The 15,777-nt window shown below is 69.6% G+C and carries 8 protein-coding genes; 2 read left to right on the top strand and 6 right to left on the bottom strand.

Annotated features, from left to right (window positions below; all coding sequences use genetic code 11):
• Positions 1–24: 24 nt before the first annotated feature.
• The 3 genes from IG65_RS0103445 to IG65_RS0103435 form a co-directional block, all read right to left on the bottom strand.
• Complete coding sequence (locus IG65_RS0103445) at positions 25–7,386, bottom strand: non-ribosomal peptide synthetase (protein ID WP_030513341.1); 7,362 nt, start codon at positions 7,384–7,386, stop codon at positions 25–27.
• 215 nt (positions 7,387–7,601) lie between these two features.
• Complete coding sequence (locus IG65_RS0103440) at positions 7,602–8,579, bottom strand: LuxR C-terminal-related transcriptional regulator (RefSeq protein WP_030513340.1); 978 nt, start codon at positions 8,577–8,579, stop codon at positions 7,602–7,604.
• Between the two features lie 53 nt (positions 8,580–8,632).
• On the bottom strand, positions 8,633–9,502 hold the full coding sequence (locus IG65_RS0103435) for a M23 family metallopeptidase (RefSeq protein ID WP_030513339.1): 870 nt from the start codon (positions 9,500–9,502) through the stop codon (positions 8,633–8,635).
• A 202-nt stretch (positions 9,503–9,704) separates the two neighbouring features.
• Here IG65_RS0103435 and IG65_RS0103430 point away from each other — a divergent pair, with 202 nt between their 5' ends.
• Together IG65_RS0103430 and IG65_RS0103425 are read left to right on the top strand one after the other, a co-directional pair.
• Complete coding sequence (locus IG65_RS0103430) at positions 9,705–10,748, top strand: nitronate monooxygenase (protein WP_030513338.1); 1,044 nt, start codon at positions 9,705–9,707, stop codon at positions 10,746–10,748.
• 57 nt (positions 10,749–10,805) lie between these two features.
• Positions 10,806–11,198, top strand: a complete 393-nt coding sequence (locus tag IG65_RS0103425) for an SCO5389 family protein (RefSeq protein ID WP_030513337.1) — start codon at positions 10,806–10,808, stop codon at positions 11,196–11,198.
• A 44-nt stretch (positions 11,199–11,242) separates the two neighbouring features.
• Here IG65_RS0103425 and IG65_RS0103420 read toward each other — a convergent pair whose 3' ends face one another.
• The 3 genes from IG65_RS0103420 to IG65_RS0103410 form a co-directional block, all read right to left on the bottom strand.
• Entirely contained in the window at positions 11,243–12,877 is a 1,635-nt protein-coding gene (locus IG65_RS0103420) for an acyl-CoA synthetase (RefSeq protein WP_030513336.1), read from the bottom strand.
• Between the two features lie 249 nt (positions 12,878–13,126).
• Entirely contained in the window at positions 13,127–13,612 is a 486-nt protein-coding gene (locus IG65_RS0103415) for a PaaI family thioesterase (protein WP_030513335.1), read from the bottom strand.
• Positions 13,613–13,861: 249 nt separating this feature from the next.
• Entirely contained in the window at positions 13,862–15,496 is a 1,635-nt protein-coding gene (locus IG65_RS0103410; RefSeq protein ID WP_030513334.1) for a long-chain fatty acid--CoA ligase, read from the bottom strand.
• Positions 15,497–15,777 lie beyond the last annotated feature (281 nt).

Here is a 15,777-nt window from a genome sequence, read left to right as displayed (position 1 = left end):
TCCCGCGATCGTGCCACCGGTTGCTCAGCGAAGCACATTGTCCGGCAGCAGTACCAGCCCGGCGGAACCGAAGGCCGCCGGCGCCGGCCCGTCCTCGAGCACCACGGCCCGCAGGTCTTCCAGCGGTTCCGGATCCAGCCGGTCCAGACCGGCGCGATCGGTGAACAGGTGGGTGACCCATTCGTCGGCGAGCCCGTCGGTGCCGACCTCGACCGGCAACACCATCGACGCACCGGTCGTCCCCGCGCCGACCACCTCGAGCAGTGCGGCGACCCCGTCGGCCCGGCCCTGCCGGAAGGTGCGAGATTCGAAGTCCAGCTCGGTGCGGGCCCGCAACCGGTCGACCGCGGCGGCCAGCGCGTCGTAACTGTGGGTGCCCTCCGCGCCGACGAAGGCCGGATCGGCGCCGCGCAGCGCCCGGGTGCGGTTGGCGTAGGTCACCGGCCGCGCCGATTCACCCGCGATCTCGGCGGCGACCGCCGCATCGTCGAGGACCAGCCAGTCGATACCGTTCGGCCCCGCCTTCGGCCGGGCCGCGGCCACGGTGACGCCGGTCTTGATCTCCAGCTCCGACGGCAGTTCGCCGCCGTCGACGACCGGGACCAGTGCGGCACCGGCCTTGAGCACCGCCCAGGCCGCGACCGCCGACTCGATACCGCGCTCGAGCCGCACCGCGACCCCGCTACCGGGACCGCAGCCGCGACCGATGAGGGCCCGGGCCAGCCGGGAGGAGCGGGCGTCGAGCTCCTGATACGAGACCGCCTCCTCGCCCCAGGCCAGCGCGGGCCCCTCGGGGTCGTCCTCGACGGCGGCGGCCAGCGCCTGCGCCAGCGCGGTGCCGACGGTGGAGCCGGTCTCGGCCGGTTCGGTGCGGGCCGCCTCGACCACAACCTCCGACTCGTCGTGCAGGTCGATCGCGCCGAGCAGGATCTGCGGGTCGGCGGCCACCGCCGCGAGGATGCGTTCGAACCGATCACCCAGGGTGCGCATCGTCGCGGGATCGAACAGTTCGCGCGCGTAGGTGAAGACCGTGACCAGTTCCGCCGGTGAGCCGTCGGATTCGTGGCGCGGCTCGACCGTGACCTGCAGATCGAACTTCGCCGCCACGGCATCGGTGTCGAGTGCGGCGATGGACAGGCCCGGCAGTTCCAGCGACGGCTGCTGCGTGTTCTGGAACGACAGCACCACCGTGAACAGGCTCTGCGCACCACCGCGTCCCGGAGCCACCACCTCGGCGACCCGTTCGAACGGGATATCGGAGTTCGCGAAGGCCGCCAGATCGGTGTCGCGGGCGGTTTCCACCAGCGCGTCGAAGGTGTCGGTGGTGTCGACACCGGTGCGCAGCGTCAACGTGTTGACGAACATGCCGACCAGATCGTCGAGTGCGCGCTCGCCGCGGCCCGCGATCGGCGTGCCGACCACAACATCGGCGGTACCGGACTGCCGGGCCAGCAGCACCGCGAGCGCGGCGTGCACCACCATGAACAGCGACGAATTGTGTTCGCGCGCAATCCGGACCAGGCCCTCGTGCACCGCGGCCGGGATCGCGAAACCGATCGATTCGCCACGCATCGACGGCACGGCCGGGCGCGGATGATCGGGCGCCAGCAGCGGCGAACCGGACACTCCGGCGAGCCGATCCCGCCAGTAGGCGAGCTGCTTCGCCGCCACCGAATCCGGATCGTCGTCGGTACCGATGGCCCGGCGCTGCCAGATCGCGAAATCGGCGTACTGCACTTCCAGTGGCGCCCAGCCCGGTTCGCGGCCGCCGGTGCGGGCCACATAGGCGGTCATCAGATCGCGGGCCAGCGGGGCCATCGAGGAACCGTCGCCGGCGATGTGGTGGATCACCAGCGCCAGCACCTGGTCGGACCCGCTGCGCAGCAGCAGGGCGCGCACCGGAACCTGTTGGGTCACATCGAATCCGGTCTCCATGAGCGCGGCGATGCGGTCGATCGGCTCGGCGGTGGCCTCGACCGGCAGGCCCTCCGGCAGCGCCTCGCGGACCGAGAGGATCTCCTGATACGGCAGCCCGCCCGGCCCACCGGCGGGATAGCGGGTGCGCAGCACCTCGTGCCGCTCCACGACATCGGCGACCGCCTGGCGCAACGCGTCCACATCGAGATCGCCGGTGAGCCGGATCGCCAGCGGAATGTTGTAGGCCGGCGATTGCGGATCGAGCTGGTTGATCACCCACATCCGCTGCTGGGCCGGCGACAGCGGAATCCGCTCGCCGCGCGCGGCCGGCTCGAGGCGCGGGCGCACCGCACCGGCGGCCGCACCGGGCACGATCCGCGCCGCGAGCGCTGCCACGCTCGAGGCCTCGAACAGCTCCCGGACCACGAGGTTCGCGTCGAGCGCCTCGTTGATGCGAGCCACCGCACGGGTCGCGAGCAGCGAATTGCCGCCGAGGGCGAAGAAGTCGTCGTCGAGGCCGACACCGGTCGTCTCCGCACCGGCGACACCGAGCAGATCGGCGAACACGTCGGCGACGGCCTGTTCGATCGGCGTACTCGGCGCCCGGAAGGCGGCCGCGCTGACGATCGCCGGTTCGGGCAAGGCACGACGATCGAGTTTGCCGTTCGGCGTCAGCGGCAGCGCGTCGAGCACGACCACGACGTCGGGCACCATGTAGCCGGTCAGGAAGGCGCCGACCTCGGCGCGCAGCGCGAGCGGATCGAGCGACGAACCAGCCTCGGGCACAACGTAACCCACCAGCCGCTCACCGGAGTGCTCTGCGGCGCGGACCATCGCCACCGCCTGCGCGACACCGGTGCAGCGCAGCAGCGCGGCCTCGATTTCGCCGAGTTCGATGCGGAAGCCGCGCAGTTGCACCTGCTGATCGCTGCGTCCGGCGTATTCCAGCGCAGCCTCGCCGTCGAAGCCGGCCCAGCGGCCGATATCGCCGGAGCGGTACATCCGGGAACCGGGCGCACCGTGCGGATTGGCCACGAACCGCGCCGCGGTCAAGCCCGGACGGCCGAGATAGCCGCGCGACAGTTGTTGTCCGGCAATGTACATCTCACCGGCCACGCCGACCGGCGACGGATGCAGCCGGTCGTCGAGCACATAGGTCTCGAGGCCCGGCAGCGCCCGGCCGATGACGCTGGCCGGATGGTCGGCCAGACCCTCGTCCAGCGCCAGGAACGACACGTGCACGGTCGTCTCGGTGATGCCGTACATGTTCACCAGCTGCGGGGTGGTGGAGCCGTGCCGCTCGTACCAGCGCGCGAGCTGCCGCAGATCCAGCGCCTCACCGCCGAAGACGATGTAGCGCAACGCGAATTTGGCCGCGACCGTCACCGCGGCGTCACCGGTGTGGCTGTGCGCCGCGCGGTCGGCCTCGGCGAGCTGATAGAACGCCGAGGGCGTCTGGTTCAGCACGGTGACCTGTTCGCGAATCAGCAACTCGCGGAACAGCTCCGGCGATCGCGAGGTCAGGTGATCGACCACCACGACCGCACCGCCGTTGGCCAGCGAACACCACAGTTCCCAGACCGAGAAGTCGAAGGCGAAGGAGTGGAACAGCGTCCACACGTCGGTTTCGTCGAAGTCGAACAGCAGCTGGGTGTTGGCGAACAGTTCCAGCACGTTGCGGTGGGTGACGCCCACTCCCTTGGGCACACCGGTGGAGCCCGAGGTGTAGATGACGTAGGCCAGATCCGCCGGTCGCAACGGAGCGAGCCGCTCGGCGTCGGTGATCGGACCGCCGGCGAAGTTGCCGGTCTCCTCCAGCAGCACCGTCGCCAGGCCGGCGGCGGGCACCGCCTCCCGCAGCTCGGCGGTCGTGAGCACACATGCCGGCGCGGCGTCGCCGAGCATGAATTCCAGCCGCTGCACCGGATAACCGGTGTCGATGGGCAGATAGGCGGCACCGGCGAGCAGCACGCCGAGCAGCGCGACCGGCAGTTCCTCGGTGCGCGGCACCGCCACGGCCACCAGCGATTCCGGACCGACGCCCTGGGCGATCAGCGCCCGGGCCACCTGGCTCGCGCGCTGGTGCAGATCACCGAAGGTGAGCGTGGTGTCACCGAAGCGGACCGCCACCGCACCCGGCCGGCGCCGGACCTGCGCGGTGATCAGATCCACCAGGGTCACCGGCGGCACCGGCGCGCCGGGTGAATTCCATTCGTGCAGAACGAGTTCGCGCTCGCCGGGGGCCAGCACATCGATATCGCCCACCACGGCCGCGGCGGCGGCGGCGACGGCATTCAGGATGCGCGTGAACCGATCGGTGAAATCGCGCACCGTCGCCTCGTCGAACAGGTCGGTGGCGTAGCTGAAGGCGGCCGAAATACCCTGCGGCACACCATGTGCGTCGATCCGCTCGGCCATCGCCAGCTGCAGATCGAACTTGGCCAGCTCGATGTCGAGGTCGACACCGGAAACCGCCAGCCCGGGCAGCTCCAATTCGGTGCGGGCCAGATTCTGGAAGGTCAGCATCACCTGGAACAGCGGATGCCGCCCGGCTGAACGCGCCGGATCCAGGATCTCGACCAGCCGCTCGAACGGCACATCGGCGTGGCCGAACGCCGCGACGTCGGTGCCGCGGACGTCGGCCAGTACCTGTTCGAAAGTGCGCGCCGGGTCGATCTCGGTGCGCAGCACCAGGGTGTTGACGAACATGCCGATCAGCTCGTCCAGCGCCGCCTCACCGCGCCCGGCGACCGGGGTGCCGATCGCGATGTCGCGGGTGCCCGACAGCCGGGCCAGCAGCACCGCGAGCGCGGCGTGCACCACCATGAACAACGTCGAATGATGTTGGTGCGCAAGGCGGTTCAGCGTCGCGTGCACGTCCGGGGCGATCTCGAAGTCGAGCGTGGCGCCGCGATAGGACGCGACCGCCGGACGCGGCCGGTCGGCCGGCAGGTCCAGCTGTTCGGGCAGCGCGGCGAGTTCGCGCCGCCAGAAGTCGATCTGCGCGGCGAGCACCGACTCCGGATCGTCCTCGCTGCCCAGCGTTTCCCGTTGCCACAGGGCGTAATCGGCGTACTGGACGGCGAGCGGCGTCCATTCCGGATGACCGCCGCGCACGCGATCGAGGTAGGCGGTCATCAGATCGCGGGTCAGCGGGGCCATCGAGAAACCGTCACCGGCGATGTGGTGCACCACGCACACCAGGACGTGTTCGGTCTCGCTCGCGCGCAGCACCCGCAGGCGCACCGGCGGCGCGGCCGTCACATCGAAGCCGCCCGAGACGGTTTCGGCGACCAGGGCGGCCACGTCGTCCTCGCGGGCTTCGACCAGGGGAATCTCGGGGATCGCCCGGGGATCCGAGACGGGCAGCACCCGCTGGTAGCCCTCGCCGTCGAGTTCCGGATAGATGGTGCGCAGCACTTCGTGGCGCTCCACCAGATCGCGCACCGCGGACCGCAGCGCGTCCACGTCGAGGCGTCCGCTCAGCCGCACCGCGACCGGGATGTTGTTGACCGCGCCCGCCGGGTCGAAGCGGTTGAGGAACCACATCCGCTGCTGCGCATAGGACAGCGGGATGCGTTCGGGCCGCGGCATCGGCCGCAACCGCTCGCCGGTGTCGGTTCCGGCGTGCCGTTCCACCTGTTCGGCCAGTGCGGCCACGGTCGATGCCTCGAACAACAGCTGCACCGGCACCCGGGCGCCCAGGGCGGAGCCGATCCGGGCCGCCGCCTGCGCGGCCAGCAGGGAGTTGCCGCCGAGTTCGAAGAAGTCGTCGTCGGCGCCGACCCGGCCGGGATTGTCGCCCTCGCCGGGAACGAGCAGAGCCGCGAACACCTCGGCGACGATCTCCTCCACCGGGGTGGCGGGAGCGCGGAATTCGCGGGCGGCGAAGGTCGGTTCCGGCAGCCGGGCGCGGTCGAGTTTGCCGACCGGGGTCAGCGGAATCTCCTCCAGCGGCATGATCGCCGCGGGAATCATGTAGGCGGGCAACGAGGCCGCCAGGAAATCGTCGAGGGTCGCGATATCGAGCGCCGCACCGGGACGCGGCAACACGTACGACACCAGCGCCGTCGCGCCGGAGGGCAGCGTGCGGCCGATGGTGGCGGCGAAATCGATATCCGGATGCGCGGTCAGCGCGTTGTCGATCTCGCCCAGTTCGATGCGGAAGCCGCGGATCTTGACCTGGAAATCGGAGCGGCCCAGATATTCGACGGTGCCGTCGGACTCGTTGCGGCGCACCAGGTCGCCGGTGCGGTACAGCCGGGCGCCGGGCCTGCCGGTTTCGGCGCCGAAGGGACTGGCCACGAACCGTTCCGCGGTGAGCCCCGGGCGGCCCAGATATCCCTGTGCCAGCGCCGGACCCGCCAGATACAGCTCGCCGACCACCCCGGCGGGCACCGGTCGCAGCCGCGAATCCAGCACGAACGCGCCGACGCCGGCGATCGGGGTGCCGATCGTGATCGGCTCGCCGGCAATCATTTCCGCGCTGGAGGTGGCGAGGATCGTCGCCTCGGTCGGGCCGTAGCCGTTGTAGAAGCGCCGCCCGTCGCGCGCCCAGCGGCCCACCAGCTCCGGGCCGAACTTGTCGCCGGCCACGACGACGGCCTCGAGGTCGGGCAGTCCGGCCGGGTCGACCGACTCCAGCGCGCCGGGGGTGATCAGCATGTGCGAAACCTGTTCGCGGCGCAGCAGATCGGCCAGCTCGAAACCGCCGAACACCTCCGGCGGCGAGACCACCAGGGTCGCACCCGACGAGAAGGCCAACAGTAGTTCCAGGACGGAGACGTCGAAGTTCGGCGAACAGACGTGCAGGACACGGGAATCCTCGGTCACGCCGTAGTGCTCGCGCTCGGCCGCGACCAGACCGCCGAGTCCGGCATGGGTCACCACGACGCCCTTGGGACGACCGGTGGAGCCCGAGGTGTAGATCACGTAGGCCGGGTGATCCTCGGTGAGCGGGCGGACCCGGTCGGTGTAGGAGATCGGATGGGCGGGGCGCGCGCCGATTCGCTCCGAGACGACCGGATCGTCGAGTTCGAGCCAGTACACACCCGTCCCCAGCGCCCGGCGATGGGCTCCGGTGGTCAGGCCGAGTACCGCGCCGGAGTCGGCGACGATATGCGCGATGCGCTCGGGCGGATAGGCCGGGTCGACCGGAACGTAGGCCGCGCCAGCCTTGGCGACCGCCCAGACCGCGAGGACGGATTCGATCGAGCGGGCGATGCCGATAGCCACCACGTCGCCGGCGCCGATGCCGCGGGAGATGAGTTCCCGGGCCAGGCGCGACGATCCCTCGTCGAGCTCTCGATAGGTCAGCTGCCGAGCGTCGGCCGGATCATCGGTCGGCGCGAACCGGATCGCCACCGCATCGGCGGCGGATTCGACCGCAGCGGTCAGCAGCTGGCCGAAAAGGGGGCTGCCCGACCTGCGGCGACGACCTCCACGAGCGGAACGGCGGGCAGTATCCATTCGAGTGTCTTCACCTCTCGCGTCCAGCAGGTCCGCACGGTCGAACACCCCCTCGCGCGGTCCGAGCAATCATATAAGTATGGCGAGCACGGCGTGATGCGCCGGATCGAACTGGTGACCCGCCGGTACTCCTAGTACTCATCGCTGCCAGGGTGCCTCGATGTTGCGCTTCGTGTCGACTTCCGTGGCACTGGTCACAGTAGGTCCCCAGCTTGTCACAGCCAGCCGCGGCGGATCGCCTGCACGCCGGCCTGGAACCGGGTGCTGGCACCCAGTCGCTCCAGCAGGCTCGCGGTCCGCCGCACCACCGTGCGCCGGGACATGCCCAGCCGCCGGGCGATGGTGTCGTCCGTCGCGCCCAGGCCCATGAGGGTCAGAATGGCCCGGTCGCGTTCGTCCAGCGGCTGGTCCGGATTCACCGAGATCGGCGCGGCCAGCGACCACAACACCTCGAAGGTGTGCACGATCGCGTCCAGCGTCGGGCAGGCCGCGATGCGCAGCCCCATCGGATCGCCGCGGCGTTCGTCGTGGTGCAGCATCAGCGCCGCGCGATCGTCGTCGGCGATGATCACCTTGAAGGGCGGATCGGGCAACGTGCGCGCCTGCGCCCCGGCGGTATTGGCCTGCAGCGCGAAGCGCAGCCGATCGGGATCCTGATAAATGGTGTCCTGATAGAGCGTCTGGTAGCGCACGCCCGCCGACATCCGCGCCGAGCGCAGATCGAACAGCCGTGCGGCGCGTTCACCCTCGCACAGATACGGACCCCGGTCGATCATCCGGATCCGGCTGCGCGCGGCACGCTGCAGATCCTCGAATTCGGCGACCACCTCGCGGGCCTCGTACATCGGCACGACGGTGCCGTCGCCGCGGGTGGTGCGGCGCACCGAGCGGAAGGTCTCGCCCAGCCGGGCCGCGGCCTCGTGCATGCGCGTGGTTTCGGCTTGGCGGCGGCGGGATTCGGCTTCCGACAGGGCCTCGGGGGCATGCGCGTCCCAGCGGACGGAGTCACCGATTTCGATGCGGACCACGGCCTGCATCTCACAGAGTTCGTCCAGGGCCGCCGCGACGGACTCGCGGGAGCACTCCAGATATTGCGCCAGCTCCGACAGGCTGGACCGCGGATGCTGCACCAGAGCCGTATAGGTGCGGCCGTGCACGGATCCGGAGTCGAACAGCTCGTACAAACCAGTCAATGCATCAACCCCCCGCGGCCGGCCGAGCCGGGCGGCCGACGACAGCGCGGGCGCTATTCGCCCGCCCCCCACGACTGCTGGGACAGGACGACGCCCTTGCTCGCCAGATAGGGAGCGGGATCGATCTTGACGTCGCTGGGATCCCAGATCTCCAGATGCAGGTGCGGGCCGGTGGAGTTGCCGCGGTTGCCGACGGTGGCGATCACGTCGCCGGCGTTCACCCGCTGGCCGACGTGGGTGAGGATGTCGTTGACGTGGCCGTACACCGCGGTGGTGCCGTCGTCCTGCTTCACCCGGACCCACAGCCCGAAGCCCGAGGCGGGACCGGCATCGATCACCGTGCCGTTCTCCACCGAATGAATAGGAGTACCGATCGCGTCGGCGAAGTCGACACCGTAGTGCATGGCACCCCAGCGGGATCCGAAGCCGGAACTGACGACCCCGGCCACCGGTCGCACGGCCTGGGCCGGTGCGAGCTGCTGCTGAATACCCTTCAGCACCTCTTCGGCATGCGAGAGCGGACCGGCGACCTCCGGCGGCAGATTCTGCAGACCGAACGGCGCGGGCGCGGCCACCGGCTGGGCCTGCGGCGCGGCCGGCGTCTCGGCGACGACCGGGGCCGCGACGGGCGTGGCCTGCTGTTCGGCCTCGTGCGCGGGTTCGGAGGCCGACTTCAGTGCGACCGGCTCGGGAGTGTCGTTGTGGCCCCCGGGCAGCAGCGGCGCGGCGTGCGCGAACTGAGTGGCGGTGCCGATCAGCGCGCCGGTCGCGACGGCGGCGCTGGCGGCGAGCTTCATCCGGTCGCCCGTGCGCGGCTGGGCGCGGTGGCGGGTGGGACGCTCGGCAGCGCCGTCACCGGCGTAGATGTCACCGAGGAGGTCCTGAACGGATACGGAACTGGATGTCTCACGGTGCTGCGGCAAGGCTCGTCCTAGCGTCGATCAACTCGGTGGCGGCGCCGGGTCGAAACCTCGCATTCGGTAACGATTCGGCATCTGTTGTGACGGAAACTGTACTCCGTCGTGACCTTTTCGCAACCTCCTCGGAGGAATTCGCAGGTGGAAGGCTGATCTTGGTGCCGTGGGCGCCGTTACCGAGGACCACGGCCGGGTTCAGACTGAGGAGGTGATCCTCGACAACGTGCGCACCCCGATCGTGCTGGCGCCGATGGCCGGCGGCCCGTCCACCCCGGAACTCGCCGCCGCTGTCGGCGATGCGGGCGGCCTGGGATTCCTCGCCGCCGGATATCTGAGTGCCGCCGATACCGCCGCGCGCATCGCGGCGCTGCGCGAGCTCACCGAGACGCCCTTCGGCGTGAACCTGTTCGTTCCGGGCGCGCCCACGCCGCCGGAACACTTCGCGGCCTACCTCGACCGGCTGAGCCGCCGCTTCCCGCTCGGCGAGGCACGTTTCGACGCCGACGCCTGGGACGAGAAGCTCGACCTTCTCACAGCCGAGCCGGTGGCAGTGGTCTCGTGTACCTTCGGCTGCCCCTCGGAGGCCGAGATCGAGCGCCTGCATCGCGCCGGATCCGAGGTGTGGGTCACGGTGACCTCGGTGCCGGAGGCCCGGGTCGCGGCCGAGACGGGTGCCGACGTCCTCATCGCCCAGGGCGCGGAGGGCGGCGGACATCGGGGCGGTTTCGCCGACCGGCCCGAGGAGGACGGCGCCGATCCGCTCACCACCCTGGCATTGGTGCAGCTGGTGCGCGCAGCGGTCGAGACGCCGGTGGTCGCGGCGGGCGGCATCGCCACCGGCGCGGGCATCGCCGCGGTCCTCGCCGCCGGCGCAGCGGCCGCACAACTGGGCACGGCATTCCTCCGGTGTCCGGAGGCGGGCACCTCGGCACTGCACCGCGATGCGCTGGAGATCGAGACCCCGACCATGCTCACCCGCGCCTTCAGCGGCCGCCGAGCCCGCGGCCTGCGCAATCAATTCATGCTCGACAACCCCGACGCGCCCGCGGCCTACCCCGAAATCCATTACGCCACCGGACCGTTGCGAGCCGAGGCCCGCGCCGCCGACAACCCCGACGCGGTGAATCTGTGGGCCGGGCAGGCACATACCCTCGCGGAGGCCGTTCCGGCCGCCGACCTGGTACGCAAGCTCACCGAGGAAACGAAAGCCGCTCTGCAATCGGCACTTTCGCGGCCATTCCCGTCTTGTTGACAACGTTTTTCGTTTAGACTCGTGGGACATCACCCGCCATCCCACGAGGAGAGCGTCATGTCATTGGATGTCCCAGCCGCACTGCTCGAACGCGCCGAAAGCGGTCCGGTCAGCGACGAGGAATTCGTCGAATGCGTTCGCACCTCACTGCCGTACGCCTACGAGGTCGTCAGCCGAGTGGCCGCCGACTTGCGTTCCGGCACAGCAGAATTCGCGGACAACCAGGTACCCCCGCCGGACGAGACAGCCCGCGGCCAACTGCTGCGCGCGATGGCGTCGGATTCGATTCGTGGCAGCCTGGAGCGGCATTTCGGCATCAAGCTGGCCTTCCAGAACTGCCATCGGGTGGCGGCCTTCCCGCTGTCCGCCGTCGGCGGCGACACCTACTCGACCTTCATCTCCACCCGCGCTCAACTGCTCAATCAGAGCCCGGAACTGCGTAACTGCTGACCCGTACGGTTCCGGCGCCGGTCCGTCCGGCGCCGGAACCGGCGTTACGCTTCGCCGCCTGCTCCCCATTCCCGCAGCAGGCGCTTGAGGACCTTTCCGGTGGGGTTGCGCGGCAGCTCGTTGATGAACACCACCTCGCGAGGGACCTTGTAGCGCGCCAGGTTCGACTTCACATGCGCTTTGATCTCCTCCGCGCCGAGGGTTTCGGTGGTGCGGACGACGAAAGCGACCAGCCGGGCGCCGTATTCGTCGTCGGGCACGCCTATGACGGCCGCCTCTCGCACGTCCGGATGCGCGTCGAGCAATTCCTCGACCTCGGCCGGGAACACGTTCTCCCCGCCCGAGACGATCATGTCGTCGTCGCGGCCGTCGATGAAAAGCCTTCCGGCGAAATCGAAATGACCGACATCACCGGTGGACATCAGCCCGCGGATCTGCTCCTTGCCGCCGCCACCGGTATAGCCGTCGAAGGGAATCGCATTGCGGACGAAGATCCGCCCGGTGGTCCCCGGCGGCACCGGCTCGCCCTGCCCGTCGAGGATCTCGACCACCGCGCCCGCCACCGGTGAGCCCACACATCCCGGTTCCTCCGCCAGATCCTCCGGCGTGGCGACGGTGGCGTAAGCGACCTCGGTGGATCCGTACAGGTTGTAGACGACCGGCCCGAAGGTGGCGGTCACCCGCCGGCACAACTCGGCGCCCAACTGCGATCCGGCGACGAAAACGATGCGCAGCGCCGACAGATCCCGCTCGCTCACCGCCTCAGGCCCCAGTTCGACCATGCGCGCGAGCATCACCGGCACCACGATCAGCGCGGTCGCGTAATGTTCGGCCATGCTGTCGATCACCCGCTGCGGATCGAATCGCCGCCGGATCACCAGTGTCGAGCCGAAACCGATGGCCAGCAACGACATCGCGAAGCCGAGGGTGTGGAACAGCGGCGCCGGGCATTCGGTCACCTCGCGGGTCCGGAACGGCACCTTGCTGAGAATCGCGCCCAGCGGTTCCAGCGAACGCGGCTCCGACCGCGGCGCGCCCTTGGGTGTGCCGGTGGTGCCGCTGGTCAGCAGGATGATCTTGGCGCCGGAGCGCGAGAACGGGGGCGTGGCGGGCGAGCCGGCGGTGATCAGCGATTCCAGGCTGGAGGTGTGCCCCGTCTGCGACCAGGCCCGATACGCTCCTCGCTCGGGGCTCAGATCGCCGAGGATGGATTCGTACTCCTCGTCGTACACCAGCAGATCCGCCCCCTCCCGGGCGGTCACATCGCGTAGTTGCGGCCCGGCGAAGTCGGTGTTCAGCAGGATGATCCTGGCCCCGCATTTGGCCGCGGCGAAGACCGCGTCGAGCAGCCCGCGGTGATTGCGGGCCAGAATCGCCACGCCCTCGCCGGTGCGCAATCCGCGCTTGCGCCATTCGTTGGCCAGCCGGTTGGAGCGGTCGTCGAGTTCCCGATAGCTCAGCGTGCCGAGGTCGTCGATCACGGCGGCGCGATCGCCGTAGCGGCCGGCGGCGAGCCGCAGCAGCGCGGGCAGCGCACCGTGACGCAGTAGCGCGTCGCCCGCGGACAGCAACGTCAACGGCGAGTCGATGCCGACCACGCCGCTGCCGACTGCCAGCCGCAGATAATCCAGCTCGGACCATGCCCGTGCGATCACCGTGCGTAACAGATTCACCGTCATGCTCGAATCCCCCTGCCGCGCCGACTGTCTCGCATCGGATGGCGGTGCACGCCCATGACCCCGGACCTCTCTGTCCCCGCCCGGTGGAGCCGGAGGTCCGCGAGGAGGCTACGGCTGCGTGGCCACGCGGGCTCCCCTGTCGGGCGCATACAACACCGCCCCTTCGACGGTACGCGCCCTCACCGTAACCCCGCCGCGCACGATCGGTCGACCGCAGCCGTGCGGGCGGAGTCGCTCCTGCCGGACTTCCTACTTTCCGTGTGCGCGCAACTGGTAGAGCCCGCGGGTCTCGGCGACGACCACGCCGTCGGCGTCGGTCACCGTGGCCTCGAGGATGAAATCGGCCTTACCGTTGGCCTCGGCGTCGGCGATCACCCGCGCGATCTCCTCCTCCGACAGCGAAGCCTCGGCGCGCACATCGGTTTTCGCCGGCTTGCGGAAGAAGATCTGCAGGTCCTTCACCAGCGGGTAGTACTTGGCGTTGTCGAAGGTGGCGATCGGAATCGCACCGCCGAGAATCTCCGCGACGGTGAACAGCACGCCGGCGTACATGACGCCGAAGTGGTTGCCGTTGCCCTCGATCGGCACGGTGGTGGCCGCGAATCCGGGCCGCACCTCGAGCGCCTTTACACCCATCTTGTGCGCGATCGGGATGGTGAACTCCAGCGCGCCGTTCACCACATCCGCGAACGCGGGGGTGTCGTTGTTCGTCTCGGCGCTGCTCGTCTCGGTCATCGCCAACCCTTTCTGCACGTGATCGGACGCCCACCGGACGTCGGTGCTCAGCCTACGACACCTTGTTGACATAGCGCCAACAGGTTCGGTGATCCCCCGCCGACCGGCACAGGCGGGCACCACCGGCCCCGCTCACGCCGCAGCCGCGGCCGGATGTTCCGGCCGCGGCTGCGGGATCGTTCAGAGCGTCGGGACGCTCTGTGTCACAGCGTCGGGACGCTCAATGTCACAGCATCGGGACGCTCAATGTCACAGCGTCGTGACGCTCAATTCGCCGTCGGCGTAGCGCGCCCGCAACCGCTTCTTGTCGAATTTTCCGACGCTCGTCTTGGGCACCTCGTCGATGAAGGTCCAGTGCTCGGGCAGCTGCCACTTGGCGAATTTGTCCGCCAGGAAATCCCGCAGCTCGGCCGGTTCGGCGCTCGTGCCCTCCTTGAGGACGATGGCGACCAGCGGCCGCTCGTCCCACTTCTCGTCCGGTACCCCGATCACCGAGGCCTCCGCGACGGCCGGATGACCCATGATCGCGTTCTCCAGATCCACCGAGGAGATCCATTCGCCGCCGGACTTGATCACATCCTTGGACCGGTCCACCAGGGTGAGATAGCCGTTGGGCGTGATCTTGCCGACGTCGCCGGTGCGCAGCCAGCCGTCGTCGAATTTGTCGGGGTCGACGGACGCGCGCTCCGGTGAGTAATAGGCCCCGGCGATCCACGGGCCGCGCACCTCGAGTTCGCCCACGGCCTCGCCGTCGTTGGGCAGCACCGAGCCGTCGTCGCCCACCAGGCGCGCCTGGACCAGGGCCGGGAACCGGCCCTGGGTGTAGCGGTACTCCCATTCGTCCTCGCCCGTCACACCCTTCGGCGGGTGCGCGACGCTGCCCAGCGGCGAGGTCTCGGTCATTCCCCAGGCGTGCAGCAGTCGCACCCCGTGCTTTTCCTGGAAGGCCCGCATCATCGACGGCGGCAGCGCGGACCCGCCGACGACCACCTCGCGCAGATGCCGGATGTCCTGCGGCTTCGCGTCCAACTGCGCCAGCACGCCACCCCAGATGGTCGGCACCGCGGCGGCGAAGGTCGGCTGCACCGCGGCCATCATCTCGAGCAGCGGCGCCGGCTGCAGGAAGCGGTCGGGCATCAGCACGCTCGCCCCCGACAGCATCGCGGCGTACGGCAGACCCCAGGCGTTGGCGTGGAACAGCGGCACGATGGCCAGCACGGTGTCGGAGGAGGTGAATCCCATACTCGCGTTGGTCAGCACCTGCATGGCGTGCAGGACATTGGACCGGTGCGAGTACACCACGCCCTTGGGGTCGCCGGTGGTGCCGGAGGTGTAGCACATGCCGGCCGCGGAGCGTTCGTCGACGACCGGGAAATCGTAGGTATCGGGTTGCCCCGCAAGCAGTTCCGTGTAGGAGTGCACCTGCACGCCCTCGGGCGCGGTCAGATCCGCGGCATTGCCGTTGGCCACGATGACGTGGCGGACGGTCTTCAGCGTGGGCAGATAGTTGGCGAACATCGGCAGCAGCGAGCCGTCGACGATCACGACCTGATCCTCGGCGTGATTGGCCACGTAGGTGACCTGCTCGGGGAACAGCCGCAGGTTCAGCGCGTGCAGCACGGCGCCCATCGCGGGCACGGCGGCGTAGGCGACCATATGTTCGTTGTTGTTCCACATGAACGTGGCGACGCGGTCGCCCACGTCGATCCCCAGCCCGCGCAGCGCATTGGCCAGCCGCGCCGATTCCGCGCCCAATTCCCGATAGGTCATGGTCCGAACCCCGTCGCCCGTCCAGGTCGACACCGTGGCATCGCCGTGGAACGTGGACGCATATCGCAGCAGAGTGGCCAGCGACAGTTGCTCGTCCTGCATCGTGCTCAACATCAGTAACCGCACTCCTTCACCGGTGAACGACGTCACACCTGCCGCGAGGATAGCCGAAACCGGACGTAGCGATTATCGGGCCGACCAGATGGTCCACTTTTCCCGCGACACGCGGCGCGAACAGCGCGGGCATGGGGATGAATCGGCTGCCCGTGGCGAACCCCTGATCGCCACGGGCAGCCGTCCCTGCCGTCCGGGTGCACCCGGATACGGCAGATCCGTCCCGAATGGCCGCCGGACGCGCGACGACACCCCCTGCAGCGCCGTCGAAACGCCAAATA

This window comes from Nocardia sp. NRRL WC-3656 (assembly GCF_000720265.1).
GTDB lineage: Bacteria > Actinomycetota > Actinomycetes > Mycobacteriales > Mycobacteriaceae > Nocardia > Nocardia nova.
Note: the sequence above shows the minus strand (reverse complement) of the source record. Positions and strands in the feature narration are given on the sequence as shown.